24 protein-coding genes are annotated in these 25,718 nt (G+C 60.7%); 10 read left to right on the top strand and 14 right to left on the bottom strand.

Translation table 11 applies throughout. The features are described from left to right. The 4 genes from LCH65_RS05460 to LCH65_RS05445 are packed head-to-tail and all read right to left on the bottom strand — an operon-like array spanning position 1 to position 2,763. Positions 1–621 carry a hypothetical protein gene (locus LCH65_RS05460; RefSeq protein ID WP_072364894.1) on the bottom strand — a complete coding sequence of 207 codons (621 nt, stop codon included), beginning with the start codon at positions 619–621 and terminating at the stop codon, positions 1–3. Further along, on the bottom strand, positions 618–1,916 hold the full coding sequence (locus LCH65_RS05455; RefSeq protein WP_058397073.1) for a sialidase family protein: 1,299 nt from the start codon (positions 1,914–1,916) through the stop codon (positions 618–620). The genes LCH65_RS05460 and LCH65_RS05455 overlap by 4 nt, the downstream gene beginning before the upstream one ends. 38 nt (positions 1,917–1,954) lie before the next feature. Then, complete coding sequence (locus LCH65_RS05450) at positions 1,955–2,500, bottom strand: cytochrome b/b6 domain-containing protein (RefSeq protein WP_003369989.1); 546 nt, start codon at positions 2,498–2,500, stop codon at positions 1,955–1,957. Further along, complete coding sequence (locus LCH65_RS05445) at positions 2,500–2,763, bottom strand: PepSY domain-containing protein (RefSeq protein WP_003349279.1); 264 nt, start codon at positions 2,761–2,763, stop codon at positions 2,500–2,502. The genes LCH65_RS05450 and LCH65_RS05445 overlap by 1 nt, the downstream gene beginning before the upstream one ends. A gap of 166 nt (positions 2,764–2,929) precedes the next feature. Here LCH65_RS05445 and LCH65_RS05440 point away from each other — a divergent pair, with 166 nt between their 5' ends. Beyond that, positions 2,930–3,592 (top strand): response regulator, encoded by a 663-nt coding sequence (locus LCH65_RS05440; RefSeq protein WP_003349281.1) that lies wholly within the window; start codon positions 2,930–2,932, stop codon positions 3,590–3,592. Then, positions 3,589–4,962 carry a sensor histidine kinase gene (locus tag LCH65_RS05435; RefSeq protein ID WP_003434638.1) on the top strand — a complete coding sequence of 458 codons (1,374 nt, stop codon included), beginning with the start codon at positions 3,589–3,591 and terminating at the stop codon, positions 4,960–4,962. The genes LCH65_RS05440 and LCH65_RS05435 overlap by 4 nt, the downstream gene beginning before the upstream one ends. Positions 4,963–4,974: 12 nt before the next feature. Here the strand turns inward: LCH65_RS05435 and LCH65_RS05430 are convergent, their stop codons facing one another. Further along, complete coding sequence (locus LCH65_RS05430; protein WP_058397075.1) at positions 4,975–6,261, bottom strand: FAD-binding oxidoreductase; 1,287 nt, start codon at positions 6,259–6,261, stop codon at positions 4,975–4,977. 42 nt (positions 6,262–6,303) lie between these two features. Beyond that, positions 6,304–7,794: an aldehyde dehydrogenase family protein gene (locus LCH65_RS05425; protein ID WP_003434633.1), complete on the bottom strand. Its 1,491-nt coding sequence runs from the start codon at positions 7,792–7,794 to the stop codon at positions 6,304–6,306. Positions 7,795–8,047: 253 nt separating this feature from the next. Here LCH65_RS05425 and LCH65_RS05420 point away from each other — a divergent pair, with 253 nt between their 5' ends. The 4 genes from LCH65_RS05420 to LCH65_RS05405 all read left to right on the top strand — a co-directional run bounded on the left by LCH65_RS05420 (position 8,048) and on the right by LCH65_RS05405 (position 12,776). Continuing rightward, positions 8,048–9,295 carry an aspartate aminotransferase family protein gene (locus LCH65_RS05420; RefSeq protein ID WP_054080899.1) on the top strand — a complete coding sequence of 416 codons (1,248 nt, stop codon included), beginning with the start codon at positions 8,048–8,050 and terminating at the stop codon, positions 9,293–9,295. A 23-nt stretch (positions 9,296–9,318) separates the two neighbouring features. Next, positions 9,319–10,710, top strand: a complete 1,392-nt coding sequence (locus LCH65_RS05415; protein ID WP_054080898.1) for a VOC family protein — start codon at positions 9,319–9,321, stop codon at positions 10,708–10,710. Positions 10,711–11,081: 371 nt separating this feature from the next. Continuing rightward, entirely contained in the window at positions 11,082–11,387 is a 306-nt protein-coding gene (locus LCH65_RS05410; protein WP_223272531.1) for a hypothetical protein, read from the top strand. A 60-nt stretch (positions 11,388–11,447) separates the two neighbouring features. Continuing rightward, positions 11,448–12,776, top strand: coding sequence for a DUF3100 domain-containing protein (locus LCH65_RS05405; RefSeq protein ID WP_003434622.1), 1,329 nt, complete (start codon positions 11,448–11,450; stop codon positions 12,774–12,776). A 25-nt stretch (positions 12,777–12,801) separates the two neighbouring features. Here the strand turns inward: LCH65_RS05405 and LCH65_RS05400 are convergent, their stop codons facing one another. Continuing rightward, a complete protein-coding gene (locus tag LCH65_RS05400; protein ID WP_003314779.1) occupies positions 12,802–13,713 on the bottom strand; it encodes a LysR substrate-binding domain-containing protein in 912 nt (303 codons plus the stop codon). Positions 13,714–13,842: 129 nt separating this feature from the next. Between LCH65_RS05400 and LCH65_RS05395 the strand changes: the two genes are divergently transcribed. Continuing rightward, entirely contained in the window at positions 13,843–15,219 is a 1,377-nt protein-coding gene (locus LCH65_RS05395) for an L-serine ammonia-lyase (RefSeq protein WP_003369966.1), read from the top strand. A gap of 13 nt (positions 15,220–15,232) precedes the next feature. On the opposite strand, the gene LCH65_RS05390 is transcribed toward LCH65_RS05395, so the two are convergent. Then, complete coding sequence (locus LCH65_RS05390) at positions 15,233–15,874, bottom strand: LysE family translocator (RefSeq protein WP_003434619.1); 642 nt, start codon at positions 15,872–15,874, stop codon at positions 15,233–15,235. A gap of 6 nt (positions 15,875–15,880) precedes the next feature. Beyond that, complete coding sequence (locus tag LCH65_RS05385) at positions 15,881–16,663, bottom strand: YqcI/YcgG family protein (RefSeq protein WP_003434618.1); 783 nt, start codon at positions 16,661–16,663, stop codon at positions 15,881–15,883. Between the two features lie 151 nt (positions 16,664–16,814). On the opposite strand from LCH65_RS05385, the gene LCH65_RS05380 reads away from it, so the two are divergent. Further along, a complete protein-coding gene (locus tag LCH65_RS05380) occupies positions 16,815–17,741 on the top strand; it encodes a LysR family transcriptional regulator (RefSeq protein ID WP_032609679.1) in 927 nt (308 codons plus the stop codon). 124 nt (positions 17,742–17,865) lie between these two features. Here the strand turns inward: LCH65_RS05380 and LCH65_RS05375 are convergent, their stop codons facing one another. Genes LCH65_RS05375 through LCH65_RS05365 form a run of 3 tightly spaced genes read right to left on the bottom strand, consistent with a single transcriptional unit; the run spans position 17,866 to position 21,439 of the window. Next, entirely contained in the window at positions 17,866–19,023 is a 1,158-nt protein-coding gene (locus tag LCH65_RS05375) for a M20 aminoacylase family protein (protein WP_054080897.1), read from the bottom strand. Between the two features lie 4 nt (positions 19,024–19,027). Further along, positions 19,028–20,545: an aldehyde dehydrogenase family protein gene (locus tag LCH65_RS05370; protein ID WP_003434615.1), complete on the bottom strand. Its 1,518-nt coding sequence runs from the start codon at positions 20,543–20,545 to the stop codon at positions 19,028–19,030. 3 nt (positions 20,546–20,548) lie between these two features. After that, positions 20,549–21,439: an NAD(P)-dependent oxidoreductase gene (locus LCH65_RS05365; RefSeq protein WP_058417453.1), complete on the bottom strand. Its 891-nt coding sequence runs from the start codon at positions 21,437–21,439 to the stop codon at positions 20,549–20,551. A gap of 161 nt (positions 21,440–21,600) precedes the next feature. On the opposite strand from LCH65_RS05365, the gene LCH65_RS05360 reads away from it, so the two are divergent. Continuing rightward, positions 21,601–22,506, top strand: a complete 906-nt coding sequence (locus tag LCH65_RS05360) for a LysR family transcriptional regulator (protein WP_058417452.1) — start codon at positions 21,601–21,603, stop codon at positions 22,504–22,506. Positions 22,507–22,609: 103 nt separating this feature from the next. After that, positions 22,610–23,845, top strand: a complete 1,236-nt coding sequence (locus LCH65_RS05355; protein WP_058397082.1) for a zinc-dependent alcohol dehydrogenase — start codon at positions 22,610–22,612, stop codon at positions 23,843–23,845. Between the two features lie 140 nt (positions 23,846–23,985). Here the strand turns inward: LCH65_RS05355 and LCH65_RS05350 are convergent, their stop codons facing one another. Next, positions 23,986–24,717 carry an aspartate/glutamate racemase family protein gene (locus LCH65_RS05350; RefSeq protein WP_003369945.1) on the bottom strand — a complete coding sequence of 244 codons (732 nt, stop codon included), beginning with the start codon at positions 24,715–24,717 and terminating at the stop codon, positions 23,986–23,988. 10 nt (positions 24,718–24,727) lie between these two features. Then, the gene (locus LCH65_RS05345; RefSeq protein ID WP_058397083.1) at positions 24,728–25,447 is read right to left on the bottom strand and encodes a GntR family transcriptional regulator; all 720 of its coding nucleotides are present in this window, start codon (positions 25,445–25,447) and stop codon (positions 24,728–24,730) included. Positions 25,448–25,718 lie beyond the last annotated feature (271 nt).

Raw genomic sequence — 25,718 nt, 5'->3', positions numbered from 1 at the left:
CTAGACATTGCCGGCAGACAGAGCCGCCGGACGGCGCGTCTCCATTGTGCGGCGATAAACAAACCGGACAGCCAGGACCAGCAAGGCCCCACAGCAGTAAAGGCCAAGCAGCGGGTCGATCAGGTAATCCCAATAATTTTCCGATGGCTTGATGCGGAAAGTGAAGGCCAGCGTCGCTGCGCTGAGCATCACGACGGCCAGCGCATTGCGCATAAAGACCAGCCCCAGCGCGATGACAGCGACAACCATGATCATCGGCCGCGGGTTGTAGCCCCAGCGGTACGGATCGAAATACGTCAGGCCCAGCGTGGCCGGGTACAAAGTCAGTGCCAGCGCAGCGAACACCAACAGCATCAGCCCGCGCCTGGACACTGCCATCGGCCTGAGCACACCCAGTCGCTGCAGGGTCAGCCAGCCCAGCAGCACCAGGCTGCTGATGGCCAGGTCATCGGTCAGGCTGCGGGCATAGGACGCCATCGACAGCCCGTCGATCGAGATCACACTCACTAGCGAGACGGCAGCCAGCAGGCCGCAGCGCCACCATAACGATGCGGTCAAGGGCGCCAACAGCACAAACAGGGTCCAGGCAAATGCCAGATGAGCCAATCCCAACGCGATCATAAAAGTTGCTCCGCCAGCCAGGCCTCGTTGAAGCTGACATGCTTGATGAAGGTGTTATTCCATGAGTAGACCAGGTGATACAGGCCGTCCGGGCTGCGGATGAAGTACGGGTATTCGTATTCGAAGTCGCAGCCCTGGGGCGAGCAGACGCGCTGGTCCAGATTGCTCAGAAACGCCTCTTCCATCGGTTGACGCAGGGCGCCACTGGAACTGCGGAAGCCCTCGCCGATCACCTCCTTGTATGCTTCGAGGGTAAACGGTGTGCCCAGCGGATCGGGCGACTTGTCGAAATCCATCAGTGGCCTCCAGACGTTCATCTCCTCGTCAGTACCGTACAGACTGAGTTTAAAGCGCCCCTCGCGCAGGTCGTTGAGCGCCACGAGCAGCCCCTTGCCTGGCACACCGACCGCAGCCAGCGAAGAATTGGGGTTGCTCGGGGTCAACGGATACGGCTCGCTCCAGCTCTGCCCGCCGTCTTCGGTGCGGCTGGCCAGCACCCGGTGGAACGTCTCACCGGCATAGCGCAACAAGGCCACGGCGCGCTGCCCGTCCAAAGGCACGACGGTGGGCTGCAGGGAATTGTTGCCACGGCTGATGCGAAACTTGTCGATCACTTCACCGTCGGCGCTCAGGTACAGGTATTCGGCAAACTTGCCGAGAAACTCATGATAGACCGGCAGGCCGATCGAACCGTCGGCATGAAACACCGGCGCGCCGCGCACCAGCGTACTGATGTTCAGAAACGGGGTTGTCACCAGTTGCCACGGCGGCGACCAGCTGGAGCCCATGTCGCTGGAGACCATGGCGTTGACCGTACTGCCCGCCCAGCCGCCGACCGAGACTGAAACGTAGAACAGCCACAGGCGATTGTCCGGAGCCAGGGCGATCACCGGATTGCCCAGTTTGCGGATGTATTTACCAGTGCCCGACTGGGTGGAATCACGGGTTGCCAGCACCTGCTCGCCGCCCCACTCACCACTGGCCGCGTCGAAGCGCGAGGTGCGTATTTCAACGTCGCCCGCGCCCTCGCGAGAACCGGCGAACCACACCGACATCAGGTCGCCACCGGGCAATGCCGTCACGGCTGAGGAATGCACGAAGTCGTCGAGATCGGAAGACGCGAAACGCGAAATGTAGGACGCCTTGGGCGCCACGCTTTCAGCGCCAACCGGCGCGGGGCTGAGCGCGAACGGCGCAATACGGTGCTGTGGATGGCTGAGCCACGCACTGAGAAAAATCGCCACAACAATCAGGCCTGCGCTCCATGCAGCCAGGTTTCGGGAAATAACACGCATCGGGAGGCATCACTGTAAAGAGGAACAAAGGTGTGGTTTCAGCGATGGCGATCTTCGGGCAACGGGCGTCGCTTGCCTGTCAGCATCGACAAGGGCAGGTTGTCACGCACCTGAACGCTTTCGAAGATGGCGGCGGCCATGTGCAGCACCACCAAGGCACACAAAGTGTTGGCGAGAATTTCGTGGATGTCCTGCGGCCAGTCGGCGCCCCACAGGGCATCGACTTCTTCCATCAGAAAACCGGTCAGGCCCATGCCGAAGATCAGCACCATCATGAGTACCATGACCAACGCGCCGAGCGGGGAATGGCCGAGCCGATGCATCGGCCGCCGGTCGATCAGCGAGCGGATGTGCGCACGCAGGCGCGCCGGATGTGGCCAGAAATCGCTCCAGCGTGCGCTGCGCGGCCCGATGAATCCCCACACCACGCGCACCGCCAGCCAGGCAACCGCGTAATAGCCCAGCCAGATGTGCCAGTCGCCACCTGCTTCATTGAAGAAATAATTGGCAACGAAGACACCCGCGATCGAGACATGAAACAGCCTGACCAGCGGGTCCCACAGGCGCAGGGAAACACGGCTCATTACTTGGTCTCGGTCTTCACCGCTTTACCCGTCACCGGATCGTGATAGATCTCGACCTTGCGCTTGTCCTTGTCGAAACCATAGATTTCGTAGCAGTTGCCGTCAGTCACCTTGAACTTGCTGATCTCGTAACCCTGAGCCTTGAGTTGCTCCTGGAATTTGGCCTGATCCTGCCATTGGGACTTGTCAGCCGTGGTGCATTGCGGGCCGGCAAGTGCCAGCGGGCTGGCCAGACACAAGGAAATCAGCAGGACTTTACGCATGACAAATACTCGCAAGCAGTTAAGGAGCGCCTACTGTGCGAAACGAATCTTAGGAAAAGCTTAATACGTAATAGCTCGTAACATCTTCCCGGACACACGGCACTTCGCGCTGCTGCCTGCTGACGGCATCATGGCGCCCTTCCCCACACTCACCGGTCAAAGCCCTATGCGCCTGCTTCTCGTCGAGGATGATCGAGCCATTGGTCAAGGCATCCGCGTGGCCCTGAATACCGAGGGCTATACCCTCGACTGGCTGGAGGACGGGCTGAGCGCGCTGCACGCCCTGCGCAGCGAGCCATTCGACCTGTTGCTGCTCGATCTTGGACTGCCGCGCATGGATGGCCTGGACCTGCTGCGCCAGTTGCGCGCCGAAGCACTTACCTTGCCGGTACTGATCCTGACCGCACGCGACGGGACTGCCGACCGTATTGCTGGTCTGGATGCCGGCGCGGACGACTACCTGATCAAGCCATTCGACGTCGATGAACTGAAAGCCCGGGTCCGCGCCCTGCTCAGGCGCAGCCAGGGCCGTGCGCAACCGCTGCTGGAACACGCCGGCATCAGCCTCGACCCGGCGTCGCAACAGGTCAGTTTTCAGGGCAGTGAAGTACCGATGACGCCGATGGAATACCAGCTGCTGCATCAACTGATGATCCGTCCCGGCAAGGTGGTCACCCGCGAGCGCTTGTCCAATACCCTGTACGGCTGGCAGGACAAGGTCGAAAGCAACACGCTGGAGGTGCTGATTCACAACCTGCGCAAGAAACTGTCCACCGAGCTGATCCGCACCGTGCGCGGTGTCGGCTACCTGCTGGAGCTCAAGGCATGACCTCGGTACGCGCGCGTATTCTGATCCCGGTACTGATGCTGTTGCTGCTCGGCGACCTGACGATCAGCCTGCTCGCCCTGCGCGACAGCCATCACGAAATCGAAGAAGTCTACGATGCACAACTGGCCCAGAGCGCGCGTCTGCTGCAGGGTGTGCTACGTCAGCGCGCAGCGGGTGAGCAGGATCTCGACAAGCTGTATCAGGCGTTCGATCAGGCCATGAGCCGGGTTGGCACCAGCGGCGTGGCCCACCCCTACGAAACCCGGCTGACCTTTCAGGTCTGGCGTACCTCGGGCGAGCTGCTGGTGCGCTCGGCCGAAGCCCCGCTGCTCAGCGCACCTCCCGCAACCGAAGGCTCCCACGACTTAGTCGAAAACGGGCACGAGTGGTGCGGCTTTCTCCTCGCCGATCCACAGCAGGGTTTTCTGATCTGGGTGGGTGAGCGCGATGACGTACGCCAGGACCTGATTCAGCGCATTGTCAGTCACACGCTGTGGCCGGCGCTGATCGGTGTGCCGCTGCTGGTGGTCGCGATCTGGCTGGCCATCGGCTGGGGCCTGCGCCCGCTGCAATCAATGGCCAGAGTTATCCGCAAGCGCGATGCCGAGAGCCTGGAACCGCTTGATGTAACGCCCCTGCCCAAAGAACTGGAGCCCATGCAGTACGCGCTCAACCGCCTGCTGACCCAGATCGAAAGTGTGCTGGAACGCGAGCGACGCTTCATCGCTGACGCGGCCCACGAATTGCGCACGCCGCTGACCATCCTGCGTATCCACGCGCAGAACGCGCGCCAGGCCGAAACCCCGGAGCAACGCCTGGAAGCGCTGGACTTTCTCGTGCATGGCGTCGACCGCGCCGCCCGCCTGGCCAGTCAGCTATTGACCATGGCACGCCTGGAACCGCGCCTTGAAGTCAGTCAGTTACAGACCTTCGAGCTGAACACGCTGGTACGCGAGGAAATGGCCGAACTCACGCCGCTGGCACTGGAGAAGCGCGTCGATCTGGTATTTGAAGAAGGCGAGGATTGCGTGATCCGCAGCGACCCGGCAGCCATCACCATTGCCCTGCAGAACCTGCTGACCAATGCGCTGAATTTCGCCCCGACCGCCAGCGAGATTCGCGTTGCCCTGCACGCCCAGGAAGATGGCAGCGCGCACCTGTCGGTCGAAGACGCTGGGCCTGGTATCGACGAACAGCAGAAGGCTCGCCTGTTCGAACGCTTCTACAGCCAGGGTCACAGCAACGGCGCAGGACTGGGGCTGGCGATCGTCGACATGATCGTACGCAAACTGGAAAGCAGCCTGCACCTGCGCAACTCGGCGCAGGGCGGACTGTGTGCAGAGCTGCGCATCAAGAGCAGGACGAGCTGAACCCTGCCTGGCTCAAAGCACCACGCGCAGGCATTGCCCGGCGTGATACAGGGTGAAACCCGCGTCGTAGGCCAGACTGCGCAGCGAACTGCCCGAAACCTTTTTACCGCTTGAAAAGCTCACCGGCAGCGCAGCTGCGTCGTTGCTCAGCAGGTAATCGGCAAAGCATTTGCCCACCAGTGTCCCGGTGGTCACCCCCCGGCCATTGAAACCGGTCGCCGCCAGCAAGCCTGGCGCAGGTTCGAAGAGGCGCAGCAAGTGGTCCGGCGTGAAGCCGATGCGCCCGGTCCAGGTGCTCTGCCACTCGACCCGGCCCAGTTGCGGAAAGTAATGCTGCTGGACGCGATCCGCCCACTGACGAATGAACCACAGCGGATAATTGCCGGCGTTACCCAGACTGCCCAGCAGCAGGCGCCCATGAGCGTCGCGACGAATATTGCTGAGCACCGTACGCGTGTCCCACGAACCCTGCCCGCCGCGCAGAATCTGCGCCTGCTCGGCACCGCTGAGTGGCTGCGAAGCGACCTGATAGTAATAACCAGCGAAGATGTGATCCTTGATGTCGGTCCACTCGCCCTCTGTGTAGGCATTGGACGCGATGATTACTTTCTCGGCGCGCACACTGCCCGCAGCAGTAAAGACCTTCCAGCCATCAGCGGTGCGTTGCAAACCGTTGACAGGAGAATCACCGAATACTTGCCCACCCTGCGCTACCACGTTAAGCGCCATGCCCGAGACATAAGCCATCGGGTTCACCGTGCCTGCGCGATGATCGAGCAAGGCGCCGCTTACCTTGTCGGTGCCACAGGCGTCTTCGCAGGGTTTGCCGGTCAGCAATTCAACGTTGGCACCACGCCGTTGCCACTGTGCGGCACGGCTACGCAGATCAGCCAGACCCTTGGCGTTGTGCGCCATGTGCAGGTTGCCGGTGCGGGTGTCCTGACAATCGATGCGGTACTTGTCGATGGTCGCGAACACCAGTGCCGGCGCCGCGCCCAACGCGCCATTCAATCGGCTGGCCTCGACACTGCCCAGTACCTTGTCCAGTTGATCGGGCGCCACCCAGGTCCCGGCATTCACCAGACCGACGTTGCGTCCGGAACCGCCATGCCCGACCTGATGCGCTTCGACCACGCACACCGACTTGCCGCCTTCCAGCAAGCGCAACGCCGCCGACAGACCGGTGAACCCGGCGCCGATGATGCACACGTCGGCGCTCCGCTCACCGCTCAGGGCCGGGCTGACCGGGCGTTGCGGAGTCAATTGTTCCCACAGACAGCCTTCAGCAAACTGCACCATCGAAAAGCTCCAGCAATGTCGGCAATAAGCGCCCGGTTCACATCAGTCGAAAACGATGCCCTGAGCCAGCGGCAACTCGCGGGAGTAGTTGACGGTATTAGTCTGCCGGCGCATGTAGGCGCGCCACGAATCGGAGCCGGATTCGCGCCCCCCACCGGTTTCCTTCTCGCCACCAAATGCCCCGCCGATTTCCGCACCGCTGGTGCCGATATTGACGTTGGCAATACCGCAATCGCTGCCCGCGGCACTCTGGAAAGCCTCGGCCTCACGCAGGTCGGTAGTGAAAATGCACGACGACAGGCCCTGCGGCACTTCGTTGTTCAGGCGCAAGGCCTCTTCAAAGTCGTCGTAAGCCAGCACGTAGAGAATCGGCGCGAAGGTTTCGTGACGCACGACTTCGCTCTGGCCAGGCATTTCGGCAATGGCCGGCGTGACGTAGTAGCCGTTCGGGTATTTGTCCTGTAACTGACGCTCGCCACCAAACACTTGGCCGCCTTCGTCGCGGGCCTTGGTCAGCGCGTTCTGCATGGCCGAAAACGCTTGCTGGTCGATCAGCGGGCCGATCAGATTGCCTTCGCGCGGATCACCGACGCGCACCTTGGCGTAGGCTGCCTTGACGCGGGCGACCACTTCGTCCTTGATCGAGCGGTGCACAATCAGGCGGCGCAACGTGGTGCAACGCTGACCGGCGGTGCCTACCGCACTGAACAGAATGCCGCGCACGGCCAGGTCCAGATCGGCGCTCGGGGCCAGAATCATCGCGTTGTTGCCGCCCAGCTCCAGAATGCTGCGCCCGAAACGGGCGGCGACACGCGGCCCGACTTCACGGCCCATGCGGGTGCTTCCGGTGGCGCTGATCAGTGGCACGCGAGGGTCGTCGACCAGCGCTTCACCGGCGTCACGATCACCGATCACCAGTTGCGCCAGTGCTGCCGGCGCGTCACCGAAAATCTTCAGCGCCTTGTCGAACAGCGCCTGACAGGCCAGTGCCGTCAGCGGAGTCTTTTCCGAAGGTTTCCAGATCACCGGGTTGCCGCAGACCAGCGCCAGCGTGGTGTTCCAGGCCCAGACCGCAACCGGAAAGTTGAACGCGCTGATCACGCCGACCACACCCAGCGGGTGCCAGGTTTCGCGCATGTGATGACCGGGACGCTCGGAGGCGATGGTCAGGCCGTACAACTGACGCGACAGACCGACGGCAAAGTCGCAGATGTCGATCATTTCCTGCACTTCACCCAGACCTTCCTGAGTGATCTTGCCGGCCTCGACCGACACCAGTTCGCCCAGATCAGCCTTGTGCTCACGCAGCACTTCACCAAAGATCCGCACCAGCTCGCCACGCCGTGGCGCCGGTACTGTGCGCCACTTTAGAAACGCATTGTGGGCGCTGTCGATACGCGCCACGACCTGTGCCTTGTCTTCAAGCGTGACCGAGGCAATCCGGCTGCCATCAATCGGGGTGTAAACCGGATAGTCCCCTTGTGTGTGAGCACTGTTCGCTACGCCCAGACGTGCTAATAACTCGGCAACCATGTTGATTCTCCTGTCATGAACCCGGTGGAAATCATCGATGACCTCAGTATCAAGCTACTCAGGGTCGGGCTACAAACGACGTTTTTGAAAAACATGATTCCTTTTAGGAATGAACTCCTGATCGTTAATAGCCATAAAAGCCCTTACATCGGGAATTATTGGAATGACCCGGTGATTTTATTTCGTTTGCGAGCGCGGCCCGATGTTTGTTTGGATAAGGCCATCATGATCACCCGGAGTCAGGGCCAGGCCGATGAGCGAACACATCAGCGAATCCATTTCGTTTGTCCACAACATGACGCTGTCCCACGGCCGCAACGCCGAAGTCTGGGACACCACCGGCAAGCGCTATATCGACTTTGTCGGCGGCATCGGGGTGCTCAATCTGGGGCACTGCAACCCGCAGGTGGTCACGGCCATTCAGGATCAGGCGGCAAAGCTGACCCACTATTGCTTTAACGCCACGCCTCATGACCCGTATATCCGCTTCATGCAGCAGCTCACGCAGTTCGTACCGGTCAGTTACCCCCTCAGCGGCATGCTCACCAACAGCGGTGCGGAAGCGGCCGAAAATGCGCTGAAGATCGTACGCGGCGCCACCGGCCGCACGGCGGTCATCGCCTTTGACGGCGGCTTTCATGGCCGAACGCTGGCGACCCTGAACCTCAACGGCAAGGTAGCGCCCTATAAACAGAAAGTCGGCGTGCTGCCCGGTCCGGTCTTTCACATTCCGTTCCCCAGCAAGGACAACGGCGTGTCCACCGAGCAGGCGCTCAAGGCCATGGACCGGCTGTTCAGCGTCGAGATCGACGTCAACGACGTGGGCTGCATCATCTTCGAACCGGTTCAGGGCGAAGGCGGTTTTCTGGCCATGCAGCCGGACTTTGCCCAGGCACTGCGAGCGTTCTGCGATAAACACGGCATCGTGCTGATCGCCGATGAAATCCAGTCCGGCTTCGGCCGTACCGGGCAGCGTTTTGCGTTCAGTCGTCTGGGCATCGAGCCGGATCTGATTCTGCTGGGCAAAAGCATTGCGGGCGGCATCCCGCTGGGCGCGGTGGTAGGTCGCAGGCAGTTGCTGGACAACCTGCCCAAGGGCGGCCTGGGCGGCACGTATTCCGGTAACCCGATCGGCTGCGCAGCGGGCCTCGCGTCACTGGCGCAGATGACCGATGCCAACCTGTCCAGCTGGGGCGAGCAGCAGGAGCACGCTATCGTTTCACGCTATGAAGCCTGGCGGACGAGCAAACTGTCGCCGTATCTGGGCAGGCTGACCGGTGTCGGCTGCATGCGCGGTATCGAACTGATCACGCCGGAGGGCGAGCCCGGCACCCGACAGCTCGCCGAGCTGCTGAGCTTGGCCAGGGACGCCGGGCTGCTGCTGATGCCCAGCGGCAAGTCGCGGCACATCATCCGCCTGCTGATCCCGCTGACCATCGAGCCCGACGTGCTGCACGAAGGGCTGGATATTTTCGAGCGCTGCCTGGCAGCGCTGGCTTGAACCCGTACGGAGAAAACACCCTGATGAGCACAGCACGCTTTGCCGACCCGGACCAGATCCGCGCGGGCTTTTCTCGCGCCATGTCGCAGATGTACAAGCACGAAGTGCCGCTGTACGGCACGCTGATGGCGCTGGTGAGTGAAGTCAACGAACAGGTCATGAACCATGACAGCAGCGTGCTGGACAGTTTGCGCCAGACCGGTGAAATCCAGCGCCTGGATATGGAACGGCACGGTGCAATCCGCGTCGGCACGGCACAGGAACTGGCCACCCTCGCCCGCCTGTTCGCGGTCATGGGCATGCAGCCGGTGGGTTACTACGACCTGAGCGCGGCCGGCGTGCCGGTTCACTCCACCGCCTTTCGCGCCGTGCATGAGCAGGCGCTGCAGGTCAGTCCGTTTCGCGTGTTCACCTCGTTGCTGCGTCTGGAACTGATCGAAAGCGACAGCCTGCGTGAGTTCGCCGGTCAGGTGCTGGGCAAACGCAGTATCTTCACGCCCGGCGCCCTGGCGTTGATCGACAAGCATGAAGCAGACGGCGGCTTGAGCGAAACCGATGCGGCCGAGTTCATTCAGCAGGCGCTGGAAACCTTTCGCTGGCACAACATGGCGACCGTTTCGCTGGACGACTACCAGAAGCTGAACACTCAGCATCGCCTGATCGCCGATGTGGTGGCGTTTCGAGGTCCGCACATCAACCACCTGACGCCACGCACGCTGGACATTGATGCGGTTCAGGCCGGTATGCCCGGCAAAGGCATCACACCGAAGGCGGTGGTCGAGGGGCCGCCACGTCGCCAGTGCCCGATTCTGCTGCGCCAGACCAGCTTCAAGGCGCTGGAAGAACCGATTGCCTTCATGGGCCAGGGTGGCAGTCAGTCGGGTAGCCACTCGGCACGCTTCGGCGAGATCGAACAGCGTGGCGCTGCACTGACCCCCAAAGGTCGCGAGCTGTATGACCGGCTGCTGAACGAGGCCCGAGACGCGCTGGGTGAGTTCCCCAATGAGGCGAATGCCCTGCGCTATGCCGAGCTGCTGGAAAACACGTTCGAGGCGTTTCCGGACAGCCACGCTGAAATGCGCAGGCAGGGCCTGGCCTACTTCCGCTATTTCCCGACCGAATCAGGTATTGCCGAGCGTGCATCCGGCAGTCTGGAGCAGCTTGTCGAAGCAGGTCACGTGCGCTTCGAGCCACTGGTGTACGAAGACTTTTTGCCGGTCAGTGCGGCGGGCATTTTCCAGTCCAACCTGGGCGATAACGCACAGGCGCACTACGCGACGAATTCGAATCAGCAGGATTTCGAGCAGGCACTGGGACGCGGGACGCTCAACGAACTGGACCTGTATGCCGACACCCAGCGGCGCTCACTGGAGGAATGCGCCAGGGCGCTGGAACTGAGCAGTCCCGCCTACTGATTAGTGAGAGCGACAGGGGCTGCACGATAGTTGAGATCATCGTTCCTCACGCTCCGCGTGGGAATGCAGGTCTCGACGCTCTGCGTCGCAAAGAGGACGCGGAGCGTCCGGAACGGCATGACGACGCGGAGCGTCGCACGATAATCGGATTGTCCGTGCATATCGACGCAGAGCTTCGGCACGGAGTTGAGACTATCGTTCCTCACGCTCCGCGTGGGAATGCAGGTCTCGACGCTCTGCGTCGCCAAGAGGACGCGGAGCGTCCAGAACGGCATGACGACGCGGAGCGTCGGCACGATAGCCAACATCGTCTTCGCGAACGAGTTCGCTCCTACGGCCTTCGGCCAGAATCAAAAGCGGACTTGTGCATAATGATGAGCGCTCTGCGTCACATTCCCTTAGCGTTCTGCGTTCTGTTTAAAGCAACGATAAATAAAATTCGCAATATTGGTGTGCAACCTCGTGCTATGCATACTGCGATTGCGTGTGGACAGCAAAGTGCCGTATTCAAAGGCTCATCCCTTCAAATAGCGCACCCGGTGATCCCCTTGCAAAGGCTCGAAGCAGCCTGGGTCTGGATCACATTCAGACCTCATAAAAATACCTGGCCGGATAACGGTCTCCATGACTTCATGGACTTTTCAACGCTGCCCTGGCGCTTCACCGCGCCGACCTGAAAAACAGAATAACGATTGATAAGGCCTGAAAAAGGCCATTCAGCAGGCAAGGGGATCATCATGCAAAACTCACACGCTGCAGTGTCGGGTGACAATCAGGCCGTTTCATCGACGGTGAAACTGTATGTCTGGGCCGCCATTATCCTCATCATTGCCGAAATGATCGGTGCCATCAGTATCCCGCTGGGCCCCGGCAAAGTGGTGCTGTTACCGATGGTCTGGGCGCTGCTGCTGGGCGCGATGATCGGCCTTGCCAGTCGCCGTATGCCAGGCACCATTGGTATCGACCACGGTACGCAATTGCGCTCGGCCTCCATCCTGCAACCTGCCCTGCTGATTTTCATCGCCAAGCTCGGCCTGGTGGTCGGCGGCTCGCTGCCGGTGGTGTTCGCTTCCGGATGGGCGCTGATGTTTCAGGAGTTCGGCCACTTCGTCGGCACCGTGGTGCTCGGTCTGCCGGTGGCGTTGATGCTCGGTATCAAGCGCGAAGCCATCGGTGCGACCTTCTCGGTCGGCCGTGAACCAAGCCTGGCAATCATCGGCGAACGCTATGGCATGGACTCTCCGGAGGGTCGCGGTGTATTGGCCGAATACCTGACGGGCACCCTGTTCGGCGCGCTGTTCATTGCGATTGTCGCCGGGTTTATCGCCAGCCTGGGGATCTTCCATCCCAACTCGCTGGCGATGGGCTCAGGGATCGGCTCGGGCAGCATGATGGCCGCCGCTGCCGGGGCGATTGCCGCGCAACAGACACCAGAAGTCGCCAAGGAAGTCATGACTCTGGCGGCAGCCTCGAACCTGATCACCACCACCATCGGCACCTACTTCACCCTGTTCATCTCCCTGCCACTGGCGGTCTGGGGCTACCGTGTGCTCGAGCCGCTGATCGGCCGCACCACCAAGGCGTCCATGAGCGAGGAAGGTCTGCGCCACAGCGACGTGTCGCTGGAGGTGCCGGAGCTGGGCTGGTCGGGCAAGATCAGTGCCTGGCTAGCGGCGGGTGCACTGGCGCTGATTGCCAACTATGTCGGCTACAAGACCCTGTCAGCCGATGCCCTCACCGGTATGGGCATCATGATTTTCTGCGCCTTCGCGGGTGAGGTGCTGTGCAACCTGCTTCGCCGCAAGATCCCCGCGGTGTGCATGGTGTCGCTGGTAGCAATGTTCCTGACCTCGCCGGCCTGCCCCTGGGCCGCCGAGATTGCGCGAGTCACCAGCTCGATCAACCTGCTGGCGGTCATTACCCCGATGCTGACCTTCGCCGGCCTGTCGATTGCCAAGGACCTCCCGGCCTTCCGCCGCCTGGGCTGGCGGATTGTGCTGGTGTCGTTCCTGGCCAACTTCGGTACGTTCATTGGCGCGGTATTGATCGCCGAGCTGTTTCATTGATTCGCACCGAATGATTCGGATCGAATCAGCCCAGCGCCTCGTTCACCAGCCAGTCATGCACTGCGCGACGTGACGGGGTGCTGAGCGCCCCTTCGCGATAGGCCAGCACGTATTTCTTTCTGGCCTTTATCGGATGGCCGAACGGCACGATCAGCAAGCCCTGCTCCAGCTCATCGGTGATCAGCGCCTTGCGTGCAATGGCCACGCCCATACCCATACGCGCGGCGTCGATGGTCAGATGATTACGATTGAACGTGTGGCCGCGACGCACGTCGATGCCATCGGCACCGATGGCCGTCAGGTAGAACTCCCACTCCGCATATTCATAGCTGCCGCGCCAGGCGGTGATGTCGTGCAGCAACGGGAAGTGCACCAGCTGACTGGGCGTATCCAGCGGCGGCTTGCCTACCAGCAGGTCTGGCGAGCAGACCGCAAACAGCTCCTCCTCCAGCAAGGGCGTAGTCGACAACCCCGGATAGCTGCCGTCGTTCAGGTCGATGGCCAGATCGAAATCGTCATCACGCAACGACCCGCTGCTGTCCTCGGCAATGATCCGCAACTGGATGTCCGGAAACGCTGCCTGCAAGCGTGGCAGGCGCGGCATCAGCCATTTGCTCAGGAATGATGGAATGCAGCGCAGCTTGAACACCCCGCCGATACGCCCGGAATACAGCAGGCGCAGTTCTTCGCTGATACGGCTCTGCACTTCGTTGGCGACCACCGCCAGACGCTGACCTTCCGCGGTCAGCTCAAGCCCGCGCCCGACCCGGTGAAACAGCGCAAAGCCCAGGCGCTCCTCGAGCTGGCGCATCTGCTGACTGATCGCGCCGGGGGTGACGTGCAATTCTTCCGCGCAGCGGGTGAAGGACAGGTGACGGGCCGCGCAGGCGAACACCTGTAGCCAGGCGTGCATCTGTGCGTTGAAGATTCTGCTCATTGAAGAGTTCCGCTAAAGCGTTGCATAGCAACAATCGTTTGTCGTTTCGACAGCCGAAGCCAAAGATGAGTAACAGAAAAAGGGGAATACCAAATTCCCGTGCATCATCTCACCTGAAGGACCTTCGTGATGGCTATCAGCGTCTTCGACATGTTCAAAATCGGCATCGGGCCGTCCAGTTCCCACACCGTAGGGCCAATGCGCGCCGGTGCGCTGTTCGTGACCGAGCTGCGCAACCACAACCGGTTGCACAGCGTAGAACGGATCGAGGTGCGATTGTACGGTTCTCTGTCGGCCACGGGCATCGGTCACGGCAGCGATCGCGCAACAGTCATGGGCCTGATGGGTGAGTGGCCGGATCAGATCGACCCTAGCCAGGTCAACCAGCGCATCGACGCACTGCGTGCCGATAACCAGCTGATGCTGGCGGGCGAACAGGCCATCACCTTCGTCTGGGAGCGGGACATGTGCCTGCTCGATGAAAGCCTCCCCTACCACCCCAACGGCATGACCCTGTGTGCCTACGGCAAGAACGGCGAACTTTACGAGCAGACCTACTATTCGGTGGGCGGCGGTTTTGTGATCGACGCCGAACAGGCCGCCAGCGGCGTGCTGGACAACGACACAACCGTCCTGCCCTATGATTTTTTCAGCGGCGCGCAGTTGCTCAAGCTGTGCAAGACCCACGGCATGAGCATTTCCGAACTGATGATGGCCAACGAGAAGGTCTGGCGCAGCGAGGAAGAAATCCGCGAGAAGATCATGGTGATCTGGGCCGCGATGCGCGCCTGCGTCGACAAGGGCCTGGTGGAAACCGGCATCCTGCCCGGTGGCCTGAACGTGCGGCGGCGTGCCTACCGCCTGCATCAGAACCTGCAGAACCTCGATAACCCCAACGTGATCGGCTCGACGCTGAGCGCCATGGAATGGGTCAACCTTTTCGCCCTCGCGGTCAACGAAGAAAACGCCGCAGGCGGGCGCATGGTGACGGCGCCCACCAACGGCGCGGCTGGCATCGTGCCCGCCGTGCTGCACTACTTCATGAAATTCAAACCCACGGCCAATGACGATGACGTGGTGCGCTTTTTCCTGAGCGCCGCTGCGGTCGGCATTCTGTGCAAGAAAAACGCCTCGATTTCCGGTGCCGAAGTCGGTTGTCAGGGTGAGGTAGGATCGGCCTGCGCGATGGCCGCCGCCGGTCTGGCAGAGATCCTCGGCGCAACGCCCGAGCAGGTGGAGAACGCTGCCGAGATTGGCCTGGAGCATAATCTGGGGCTGACCTGCGATCCTGTCGGCGGGCTGGTGCAGATCCCCTGCATCGAGCGCAACGCGATTGCTGCCGTGAAGGCCATCAATGCCGCCCAGATGGCCCTGCGCGGCGACGGCGAGCATCACATCTCGCTGGACCACGCCATCCGCACCATGCGCGACACCGGCGCCGACATGCACGACAAATACAAGGAAACCTCACGCGGCGGCCTGGCGGTCAACCTGATCGAGTGCTGATGGGCGCAGGCGTTTACTGATTCAACAGTGTCGAGCCCGAATAGAGGATCCCGCCCAGCGCGATCAGCAGCAAGGTCACGCTGGAGGCGACTTCGATCTTGCGCTTGTACTTCAAGGCCAGTTTCTGGCGCATCAGGAAGATATAGGCGAACAGGATAGACAGATCAATGATGATCCACAGCAACGACAACAAGGCGATGCTGCCCTTGAACGATTCGGTGACGTGAATGAACTGCGGGAAAAACGAGACGAAGAAGATGATGTCCTTCGGATTGGAAATTCCGACCAGAAAACCGGTCACCAGCCCGCTGTGCCTGCTATGCGCAGGCATCGGCGCTGGCGCTGTTTCAGGCCGCGACGGGGCGTAACGCAACGCCTGTTCCAGCGCCTGCACCGACAGGTAAGCGATGAAGAAACAGCCCACCAGGCTGATCCAGTTGAGCATGCTTACGCTCACCGACAGTGTTCCCGTCAGAATCAATGCCGCGACCAACACCAGCACCAGTGACGCCCAGTTGGTGCCCAGCGCCGTCAACATCGCGCGTTTCGGCCCGCACGCCAGGCTGGTGTTGACGATCAGTGCCACCACCGGACCAGGGGTGATGATCAGCATGAACACGCTGAACATGTAGATCAGCAGCAACGATATATCCATGGGTACTCAACGCTCGTTCAAATGGTCAGTCTTGTCGACTTTGATGTGCAGAGGACAACGGGACAGTGAAAGCCCGCCTTCTTCATACAGTTGATATTGCTTCCATTCCAGGCTGCTACGGTCGCCGAAAAAACCCAGCGTGTCGGGTACCACGCCGTTGTTGTAATCGGCGATTCGCTGGCGAATCTTTTCCCTGACCTTGCGACCACTTTCCGTCTCGGCGCTTGCCACCTCGTCAAAGTTCTCCCGAGGGTTGACCACAAACACAATGTGCCCACCCAGCGAACGGCTTTTCATCGCGCTGTGACGGGGAAAGCTCATGTTGATGAACATCGGCAGTCCGGCGAAGTGATAGGTCCACTCGAACACTTCAGGGTCTGTGCAGGCGTTGGCCGGCCAGGGTGATCGGTCACCTTCATGTAAATGTTGCAGGGTGGCCCAGGCATAGGCCTGTTCTTCGGCCAGGCTGTTGAAATCGGTTTTCTCGAAAATGACAATCAACGGGTTGAACAGGCGATCTTCAAGTGGTGTGTCATTAACGAACTTCACGTACGCTTCCATGCCGTCACGTAGCGCTTGTTGCTCATTCTCACAGGGGATGAACAGCAGCAGACAACTTCCGGACTTGTTGGCACGGCGTCCAAACAGACAAGGGAAGCCCTTGTCACTCAGCACCTGCTCGAACTGCCTGTAAGCCTGAACCCGCCAGCCCATTTCCAGGGCGGTGTCACTTTCCAGCAAATGTCTTACAACAGATTGGCGCAACAGCTTTTCGGACTTGGGCAGCATATTCCCTCACGCACGCAGCAGATAAGAACACCGCCTTATTGTTTGATTTTTACGACAGTGGACGAGCCGGCGATTCTGACCGGAGACGCGTGCGCGGAAAAATGGAAAAAGGTGTAACCTACTATGACAAATAATCATGGTTAGTTATCACATGACTGAACGTATACCGCCTCTTTACGCGCTGAGAGCCTTTGAAGTAGCGGCCCGATCATGCTCATTTACGCGTGCTGCGCAGGAGCTATCTCTTACCCAGAGTGCCATCAGCCGTCATATTCGTACCCTGGAAGAAACCCTTGGCTGTCGATTGTTCGAACGCAATGGCCCGCGGCTTTCGCTCAGTGACGAGGGCCGGCGGCTGTCCAGCCAGCTCAAGATCGGCTTCCGGATTATCGAGGACGCTTGCCAGCCCTTCCGGGGTCAGGGCGCGAATCTGCGCCTCAAATCACCGTCCACCCTGACCATGCGCTGGCTGCTGCACGCGCTGGAGTCCTTCAAAAAGCCTGCGCCCGCCCTGCCGGTTCAGCTGTCCAGCGTGTGGATGGACTTTGATAGCGTGGACTTCTATTCGGAGCCTTTCGACTGCGCGATTCTGCTGGGCAATGGCAACTTTGGTGCCGAGGTGGAAACCTGCAAGCTGTTCGATGAGTGGCTGATCCCGATCTGCTCGGCAGACACGTTAGGCGACCAGCCGTGGGGAACAGAGAGGCTGCAGGCCGCTGAACTTATCCATCCGTCCAGCGACCGCCGCGACTGGCGGCGCTGGCTGAACCGGATGGACCTCTCCGGTCAGGTGACGTTGAGCAAAGGCAAGGTGTTCGACACGCTTGATCAGGGCATTACCGCCGCGGTCAGAGGGCACGGTGTGTCGATTGGCGATCTGTTTCTAGTCGCTGATGACCTGAACGAAGGCCAGGTTTTTCTGCCGTTCAACTCGGCGGTTGGCACCGGAGATGCCTATTACCTGGTCTGGCTGCAGGACAGCTTTAAGCGCCAGCGAGTACTGGAACTGCGCGACCACCTGCTGACCTGCCTGCCGGACATATCCGGTATTGCAGTGGAATTGCTCGCGGCACCTTGACGGAGTCCGTTCCCGGTGGGAGTGAGCTTGCTCACGAAGAGGCCAGTAAATCCCATAAAAAAGGGCGTCTGGACCATTGCTTTCGTGAGCAAGCTCACTCCTACGACATATGTATGCGAGCCATTCAACTCAGCGGCAAACACTGCTCCACCAGCGAGGTCCAGACCGCAACGCCGGGTTCGATGACCTGGTCGTTGAAGTCGTAGTACGGATTGTGCAACGCCGCCGACGGCTTCTCGCCGTCGACGCCCATCCAGATGTAGGCACCCGGACAGGCATGCAGCATGAAGGCGAAGTCTTCGGAGGCCATCGACGGGTTGCAGCCCCACTGCACGTTGGCCTCGCCCACTGCAGCGACCGCTGCACGACGGATCGTGGCTGCTGCTTCGACGTGGTTTTCGGTCACCGGGTAGCCGACGTTGTAAACCAGTTCGCCGCGCACGCCGAAGGCCGTCGGCAAACGCTCGACGAACTCGCCGATCAGTCGCTGGACCTTTTCCCGCACAGGGGTTTGCAGGCAACGCACGGTGCCACGCAGCGTGGCGGTTTCCGGGATCACGTTGATCGCCTCACCGGCATTGAACTGAGTGATGCTGACCACCGCCGAGTCGAGCGGTGACAGGCGCCGGGAGACAATGGTTTGCAGCCCCAGCACCAGCTCGGCTGCGGCCACGATCGGATCATTGCCCTTGTCCGGCATGGCCGCGTGGCTGCCCTTGCCGGTCAGGGTGATTTCAAAGGTGTCGAGCGAGGCCATCATCGGACCCGGATTGATCACAACCTTGCCCGCAGGCACACCCGGCCAGTTGTGCAGGCCGTAGATGGCTTCCATCGGAAAGCGCTCGAACAGCCTGTCTTCGATCATTCGCTGTGCGCCGCCGAGGTTCTCTTCGGCAGGCTGGAAGACGAAATGCACCGTGCCGCGAAAGCGGCGAGTCTCGGCCAGATGCCTGGCGGTGGCCAGCAGGATCGCGGTGTGGCCATCGTGACCGCAGGCGTGCATGCAGCCCTTGTGGGTCGACTTGTGAACGCTGTCGCCCAGCTCCTGAATCGGCAAGGCATCCATGTCGGCACGCAGGCCGATGGTCGGCCCGTCACCATTACGCAGGGTGCCAACCACGCCAGTGCCGCCCAGACCTCGGTGGATCTCGATGCCGAAACCGCTCAGCAACTCAGCCACCTTGTCAGAGGTTTTCAGCTCCTGGAACCCCAGTTCCGGCGCGGCGTGGAGGGTGCGGCGCCACACGGTGGCTTCGTCAATCAACGTCTTTGAAATGGACATGTGCTTACTCCAGACTCGCGCCATAGCCAAAGCTGGCGGCTGGCTTGGCGGCGGTTTCGACCCAGACGCTTTTCACTTCACTGTACTCGCGCAGGGCATCCAGACCGGAAGACCGGCCATAACCACTCTCACCATAGCCGCCGAACGGCGAACTGACGTGAATCGTCTTGTAACCGTTGACCCAGAAGGTCCCCGCTCGCACTTGCTTTGCAACGCGGTGAGCGCGGCCGACATCACGGGTCCAGACACCACCGGCCAGACCGAAACGACTGTCGTTGGCGATGCGGATCGCGTCCTCTTCGTCCTTGAATGGAATCGCCACTACCACCGGGCCGAAGATTTCTTCCTGCGCGCAATACAGCGCGTTGGTGCCCGCCAGAACGGTCGGGTTGATGTAGTAACCGGGCTTTTCCGGGATCGGATCAGCGTGCTCGCCCACCAGTTTTGCGCCGTCCTTGAGCGCCTGCTCGACCATGTTTTTCACATGACTGTATTGCTTGGCGTTGTTGATCGGGCCGATCTGGGTTTCCGGATCGCTCGGGTCACCGACCTTGAACTGCGTCGCAGCCACCGCCAGGGCATTGGTGAACTTCTCGAAGATCGACTCCTGCACCAACAGGCGCGAACCTGAAACACAGCTCTGCCCGGCACCGGAGAAGATCGCAGCCTGGGCACCGCGCAAGGCGACTTCCAGGTCGGCATCGTCGAACACGATATTGGCCGACTTACCGCCCAGTTCCAGCACCGCAGGAATGCAACGCTGCGCCGCTGCCACAGCGATATGCCGGCCAGTGGCGGGTGAGCCGACGAACACCACCTTGCGAATGTCAGCCTTGGCAATAAACGCCTGGCCGATGGAATGACCGAAACCGGCAATCACGTTGACCAGCCCTTTCGGCACGCCGGCACGCTCGATCAGCACGCCGACCATCAGCGAGCTGAGCGGGGTCAGTTCCGACGGTTTGAGAATGACCGCGTTGCCCGCTGCAATCGCCGGGGCGATCTGCCAGCCGCAGGTGAAGATCGGCGCATTCCAGGGCGTAATCTGCAACACCGTGCCCAGTGGTTCGTAGGTCACATAGTTCAGGTGCGTGGTCGGCACCGGGATGATTTCGCCGTGCAGCTTGTCCGCCCAACCGGCGTAATACTCGAACATCTCGGCCACTTTGAGCACTTCGACACGCGCATCGCGGATCGGCTTGTTGGCGGTCAGGGATTCAATCTGAGCGAGGTTTTCCAGCTCGTCACGAATCAGATTGCCCACCTGATACATGGCGCGGCCACGCGCCTGAGCGGTCAGTGCCCACCATTGTTGTTGTGCAGCCCTGGCGGCCTTGTCGGCCACTTCGACCAACGACTCGTCGGCATCCGGAAAACTCAGCAACAGGCTGTCGTCATGGGCATTGCGCACTTCGACGGGCGCGCCGTGACCTTCGATGAACTGGCCACCTACGTAGCTGGCGATGACACTGCGATCGCCCCAGTAAGGACGCATCAGTTCGAGGATTTTTGCAGTGCTCATCGCTTATTCTCCATGACCGTAAAGTTTGCCATCGGTGCGTTGCACGATGGCGCAGAAGTCTTCATTGTCCGCCAGGGTTTCACTGCTGGCCTGCCACAATTGTGCGACGACGCGCGACAGCGGCAGGTCCATGTCCAGGCTGTCCGCCAGATCGCTGGCCAGGCCAACGTCCTTGCGCATCAGGCCCATGGTGAAACCCGAGTCATAGGCCTTGTTGAGTACCCAGGTCGGGAACATCACTTGCGTGGCACCGCTGCGTCCGGAACCGGCATTCAGGCCCTGCAGAAGTTTTTCCGGATCGACCCCTGCACGCGCGGCCATCGCCACGGCTTCGGCAGTGCTGATCAGGTGACAGGCGGCGAGCATGTTGTTGGCGATCTTGGCGACATTGCCTGCGCCACATTGCCCGACGTGCACGCGTGTCCCGCTCATGCCTTCCAGGATTGGCATGGCGCGCGCCAGGTCGGCGTCCTCGGCACCGATGACCATCGACATGGTGCCGGTGGCTGCGCCTTTCGGGCCGCCAGACACCGGCGCGTCGATGAACGCGATGCCGTTCTTCGCCAGTTCGGTGGCGACCTTGCGGCTCATTTCCGGCGTTGACGTCGTGGTATCGACGACGATAAGGCCCTTGCGACCCACCTCGTTGATGCCACCCGCGCCGAGGCACACCGATTCCACATGCTCGGCCTTGGGCAGCGAGAGGATCAGAATGTCCACGCCTTGAATCAGTTGCGTGCGATCGGCAACCGGCTTGACGCCCTTGCTTTCGGCCTGGGCCAGCGCGGCCTGCGACAGGTCGAAGCCGCTGACATCAAAGCCCTTGCCCGCCAGCGTCGCAGCCATGCCGCCGCCCATGTTGCCCAATCCGATCACACCTGCTTTCAAAGTCATGTCTGCATCCCGATCAAAGATTTTGTACGAATTAGAGGATGACGCTGCGGGCCCTTTCGGCCTGCAATGTGCTGATGATTCGAGTATGGACAGCGCTCTCCCCTCTCAGCAATAATCCAAAAATCGAATTTATGTTGCCTTTAGCGCAACACTGGAAGCCCATGAGCCTCGTTCAAGATCGACGCATCCTGTATTTTTTCGAAGCCGTACGATTGGGCAGCGTCCGGGCTGCTGCCGACTTCCTCAACGTTGCGCCTTCGGCGGTCAGCCGTCAGATCGCGCAACTGGAACAGGAGCTGGGCTCTCCACTGCTGGAGCGTCATCGACGCGGCGTCAAACCGACCGAGGCGGGCGAAAAGGTGTTGGCCTACTACCGCCAGCGACTGACGCAGCAGGAGGTCCTGCTGGATTCGATTCAGGCTCTGAAAGGCTTGCACAGCGGCTCGGTGACGCTGGTCTCCGGAGAGGGGTTTCTGGAGAGTCTCGCGCAGCCGCTGGCCCGGTTTTCCGAGCTGTACCCCAGGATCGAACTGATCGTGAACGTGTGTGGCAGCAACGAAGTGATTCGCCAGGTGGTCGAGGATGAAGCGCACATCGGCCTGGTCTTCAACCCGGCTGCCGACCCGAAAATCCGCTCGCATGCGCATCAGCGTCAACCGGTCTGTGTGATCACCGCGCCGAATCATCCGCTGGCGGAAGAACCAGGCCCGATAAAGCTGCAGGCACTTGAAGACTACCGTGTCGCCCTGCCCGCAGTGTCTTACGGTATCCGCCAGATTCTGCTGCAAGCCGAGCACCAGTTGGGCATCACTGTGCAGCCGACGCTGACCTGCAGCACTTTCGCCATGCTCAAGCACTTCGCCATGCAGGGTGGCGTCACGCTGCTGCCGACCTTTGTCGTGGAGGAAGAAATAAAGGCCGGAACATTGCGGGCCCTGCCCTTGCAGCATGAGGTGTTCAGCACCCCGCAGACCCACCTGATCAGCCGCCTGGGCCGTCAACTGAGTGTCGGCGCCAACCGCCTGATGGGCATGCTGTTGCAGGATATGACGGCGTTCCGCAACTGACCTACCGTTAGTCCCACGTCGACCAATCGCGCTGAACCAACAAAAATCTCATGGTTCATCTTCATTAACGGAGCGGAATTCCTGCTGCCATTGAGGATTAACCATGAGAGCCTTGACTTACCACGGTGCGAACAATGTGAAGGTCGACACGGTGCCGGACCCCGTGATCGAGCAAGCGGATGACATCATTCTGCGCGTAACCGCGACGGCTATCTGCGGTTCCGACCTGCACTTGTATCGCGGCAAAATCCCTACGGTTGAACATGGCGACATTTTCGGTCACGAGTTCATGGGCGTCGTGGAAGAAACCGGCTCGGCCGTCACGGCCGTGGCCAAAGGCGATCGCGTGGTGATCCCGTTCGTCATCGCCTGCGGCAGCTGTTTTTTCTGCAACATCGACCTGTTCGCGGCCTGCGAAACCACCAACACCGGACGTGGCGCGATTCTTAACAAAAAGTCGATTCCACCAGGCGCGGCGCTATTCGGCTTCAGCCATCTGTATGGCGGCGTCCCGGGCGGCCAGGCCGAATACGTGCGCGTGCCCAAGGCCAATGTCGGTCCGTTCAAGGTGCCGGGCACGCTGGCTGACGAGAAGGTTCTGTTCCTCTCCGATATTCTCCCCACCGCTTGGCAGGCTGTACTCAACGCCGGGATAGGCCAAGGCTCGACTGTTGCCATTTATGGGGCTGGCCCGGTCGGCCTGATGAGCGCAGCGTGCGCAAAAATGCTCGGTGCGGAGAAGATCTTCATGGTTGATCACCACCCGTACCGTCTGGCCTATGCGCAGAAAACCTACGGCGTGATCCCGATCAACTTCGACGAAGATGATGATCCGGCCGACACGATCATCCGCCAGACTGCTGGCATGCGTGGCGTGGACGGCGTTGTGGATGCGGTGGGTTTCGAGGCCAAGGGCAGCACCACTGAAACCATCCTGGCCACGCTGAAGCTGGAAGGCAGCAGCGGCAAGGCATTGCGTCAGTGCATCGCGGCGGTAAGACGTGGCGGCGTGGTCAGTGTGCCAGGCGTATATGCCGGTTTCATCCACGGCTTCATGTTCGGCGATGCGTTCGACAAGGGCCTGACCTTCAAGATGGGCCAGACCCACGTGCATCGCTTCATGCCTGAACTGCTGGAACACATTGAGGCCGGCCGCCTGGAGCCCGAAGCTATCATCACGCACCGGATGTCACTGGAGGATGCGGCGAAGGGCTACAAGCTGTTCGACAAGAAGGAAGAGGATTGCCGCAAGGTCATCCTGACGCCGGGCAACAATACGATTGTGGTGCCCGACGACACGACCGAAGCCTTGGTCGGGGGTGGCGTTCCGGCTATGTGAGATACAAGTTCGCTTTTGATTCTGGCCTAAGGCCGCAGGAGCAAACCTGTTCGCGAACGGTATTCAGACGATGAATGTTCATCGTTCATGCCGCCCCTTTCGCGAACACGTTCGCTCCTACGCCCTTCGGGCAGAAGCCATCAACGGCTCAGGTAGGCAAATCGGCCTTTGAACGGTTTGCCGATGGGGTCGGCCAGGTCGCCGTGTTTGCTGGTGGTCAGGCCCAGATCCACCAGCGATTCGGCCAGCTTCACCGCCGCAGCCACGCCGTCGATGACCGGCAGGCCGATCGCTTCGCTCAACTGCCTGCCCAGATCCGCCATCCCGCCGCAACCCAGCACAATGGCTCCCGCCCCTTCGTCATCACGGGCGCGACGGGCTTGTTCGGCCATGCATTCGATGAGCTCCGGCCCGCTTTCCTCCAGCGCCAGCACCGGCAGATCGATACAGCGCACCGATGTGCATAATTCACTGAAGCCATAACGCTGCAGCAGATGTTCGGCGATGATCCGGGTGCGGGTCAGTGTGGTAACCACGGCGAAACGGGTAGAAATCAGGCTGGCCATGTGAAAAGCCGCTTCGGCGATACCGATCACCGGGGCGCTGGCGTACTCGCGTGCCGCCAGCAGGCCGGGGTCGCCGAAACAGGCGATGATGTGCGCGTCGACCTGCTGCTCACGGCCTTTGCGTATTTCTTCCAGCACGCCAAGGGTCGCGATCGCTTCGTCAAAATGACCTTCGATAGACACCGGGCCATCATCGGGGCTGCACGCAAGAATCTGCGTACCGGGGCGCGCAATGGCTTGCGCCGCGAGGCCAATCTTATGGGTCATGGCTTCGCTGGTGTTGGGGTTGATTACTTGAATACGCACCGGAACTCCTTCAGCGCCGTTTGAAAATGCTATGAAAATCCACTGTCTCGCTGACCGGCGCATCCACATTCAGGCTGGCACGGATGCGCCGTAAATGCTCGGCCATCCATTCACGTGCCTGTTCGCCCTGCCCGCTTTCAAGCAAGGTCAGCAAGTCAACATGCTGGCCACAATCACAGCCGACACTGCGTCGCGAGCCGTACACCGCCACAATCAACGAGGACCGTGTGGTGAGCTGCGCAACCTGCTCGGTCAACACCTGATTACCCGCCAGCGCGCTCAGTTGCACATGGAAACGCGCCGACAATTGAATCGCTTCGCTGTGGCGCCCGGCGTGTTGCGCCTCATGCTCCTGATCGCAGAGCGCGCGCAGGGCTTGCAGGCACTGACCGGCGACTCGCGTGGCGATATCGGCCATCAGCGCGGGCTCGATCAGTTGCCTGGCACCCAATACATCCTGTGCCTCCTGAGCCGACGGTTGCGCAACCTCTGCGCCGCGCTTGGGGCGCAGGGTCACCAGTCGTTCCAGCGCCAGACGCTGCAAGACCTTGCGAATGCCGGTACGGCTGATCTCGAATACGTCGGCCAAAGCGTCCTCGGGCAAGCGCGTCCCGGGAGCGAGCCGATGTTCGACGATAGCTTCCAGTACATGCTGGTAAATCTGTTCATCACGGCCTTTTTCATCGGCAGAAGGCGTGAGAAACAACGGGGCACTGTCAGATCGGATCATGGCTTCACATCGCATTGGCATTACAGATCGTATACAAGAATAGTGCCTGATGCGGAACATGATGAGTAGCGCAATTTAGCAGCGCGCCAAATGGCTCCTCAGTCGAAAACGCATGAATCGCACCTTAAATGAGCAAAAGTGCCCTGTTTACGTGCACTTCAGGCGCAGGTTCGAACCTGTCTGATTTACCCACCCGTCTCGATACAAGCGCCCTGAAACAAGACTCGCGGCCATTCCCGGCCGAATAGAAATCGTATGGCACATGTTTTGC

The organism is Pseudomonas sp. MWU16-30316 (genome assembly GCF_020515645.1).
Taxonomy (GTDB): Bacteria; Pseudomonadota; Gammaproteobacteria; order Pseudomonadales; family Pseudomonadaceae; genus Aquipseudomonas; species Aquipseudomonas cerasi.
Note: the sequence above shows the minus strand (reverse complement) of the source record. Positions and strands in the feature narration are given on the sequence as shown.

What these genes read in the sequence shown, in the direction of transcription:
- LCH65_RS05355 (WP_058397082.1), top strand. Translation starts at nt 22,610, where the DNA reads ATGAGAGCCTTGACTTACCACGGTGCGAACAATGTGAAGGTCGACACG.
- LCH65_RS05455 (WP_058397073.1), bottom strand. Translation starts at nt 1,916, where the DNA reads ATGCGTGTTATTTCCCGAAACCTGGCTGCATGGAGCGCAGGCCTGATT.
- LCH65_RS05380 (WP_032609679.1), top strand. Translation starts at nt 16,815, where the DNA reads ATGACTGAACGTATACCGCCTCTTTACGCGCTGAGAGCCTTTGAAGTA.
- LCH65_RS05450 (WP_003369989.1), bottom strand. Translation starts at nt 2,500, where the DNA reads ATGAGCCGTGTTTCCCTGCGCCTGTGGGACCCGCTGGTCAGGCTGTTT.
- LCH65_RS05410 (WP_223272531.1), top strand. Translation starts at nt 11,082, where the DNA reads ATGATGAGCGCTCTGCGTCACATTCCCTTAGCGTTCTGCGTTCTGTTT.
- LCH65_RS05405 (WP_003434622.1), top strand. Translation starts at nt 11,448, where the DNA reads ATGCAAAACTCACACGCTGCAGTGTCGGGTGACAATCAGGCCGTTTCA.
- LCH65_RS05445 (WP_003349279.1), bottom strand. Translation starts at nt 2,763, where the DNA reads ATGCGTAAAGTCCTGCTGATTTCCTTGTGTCTGGCCAGCCCGCTGGCA.
- LCH65_RS05395 (WP_003369966.1), top strand. Translation starts at nt 13,843, where the DNA reads ATGGCTATCAGCGTCTTCGACATGTTCAAAATCGGCATCGGGCCGTCC.
- LCH65_RS05345 (WP_058397083.1), bottom strand. Translation starts at nt 25,447, where the DNA reads ATGATCCGATCTGACAGTGCCCCGTTGTTTCTCACGCCTTCTGCCGAT.
- LCH65_RS05440 (WP_003349281.1), top strand. Translation starts at nt 2,930, where the DNA reads ATGCGCCTGCTTCTCGTCGAGGATGATCGAGCCATTGGTCAAGGCATC.
- LCH65_RS05365 (WP_058417453.1), bottom strand. Translation starts at nt 21,439, where the DNA reads ATGACTTTGAAAGCAGGTGTGATCGGATTGGGCAACATGGGCGGCGGC.
- LCH65_RS05420 (WP_054080899.1), top strand. Translation starts at nt 8,048, where the DNA reads ATGAGCGAACACATCAGCGAATCCATTTCGTTTGTCCACAACATGACG.
- LCH65_RS05425 (WP_003434633.1), bottom strand. Translation starts at nt 7,794, where the DNA reads ATGGTTGCCGAGTTATTAGCACGTCTGGGCGTAGCGAACAGTGCTCAC.
- LCH65_RS05370 (WP_003434615.1), bottom strand. Translation starts at nt 20,545, where the DNA reads ATGAGCACTGCAAAAATCCTCGAACTGATGCGTCCTTACTGGGGCGAT.
- LCH65_RS05435 (WP_003434638.1), top strand. Translation starts at nt 3,589, where the DNA reads ATGACCTCGGTACGCGCGCGTATTCTGATCCCGGTACTGATGCTGTTG.
- LCH65_RS05360 (WP_058417452.1), top strand. Translation starts at nt 21,601, where the DNA reads ATGAGCCTCGTTCAAGATCGACGCATCCTGTATTTTTTCGAAGCCGTA.
- LCH65_RS05460 (WP_072364894.1), bottom strand. Translation starts at nt 621, where the DNA reads ATGATCGCGTTGGGATTGGCTCATCTGGCATTTGCCTGGACCCTGTTT.
- LCH65_RS05415 (WP_054080898.1), top strand. Translation starts at nt 9,319, where the DNA reads ATGAGCACAGCACGCTTTGCCGACCCGGACCAGATCCGCGCGGGCTTT.
- LCH65_RS05400 (WP_003314779.1), bottom strand. Translation starts at nt 13,713, where the DNA reads ATGAGCAGAATCTTCAACGCACAGATGCACGCCTGGCTACAGGTGTTC.
- LCH65_RS05390 (WP_003434619.1), bottom strand. Translation starts at nt 15,874, where the DNA reads ATGGATATATCGTTGCTGCTGATCTACATGTTCAGCGTGTTCATGCTG.
- LCH65_RS05430 (WP_058397075.1), bottom strand. Translation starts at nt 6,261, where the DNA reads ATGGTGCAGTTTGCTGAAGGCTGTCTGTGGGAACAATTGACTCCGCAA.
- LCH65_RS05385 (WP_003434618.1), bottom strand. Translation starts at nt 16,663, where the DNA reads ATGCTGCCCAAGTCCGAAAAGCTGTTGCGCCAATCTGTTGTAAGACAT.
- LCH65_RS05375 (WP_054080897.1), bottom strand. Translation starts at nt 19,023, where the DNA reads ATGTCCATTTCAAAGACGTTGATTGACGAAGCCACCGTGTGGCGCCGC.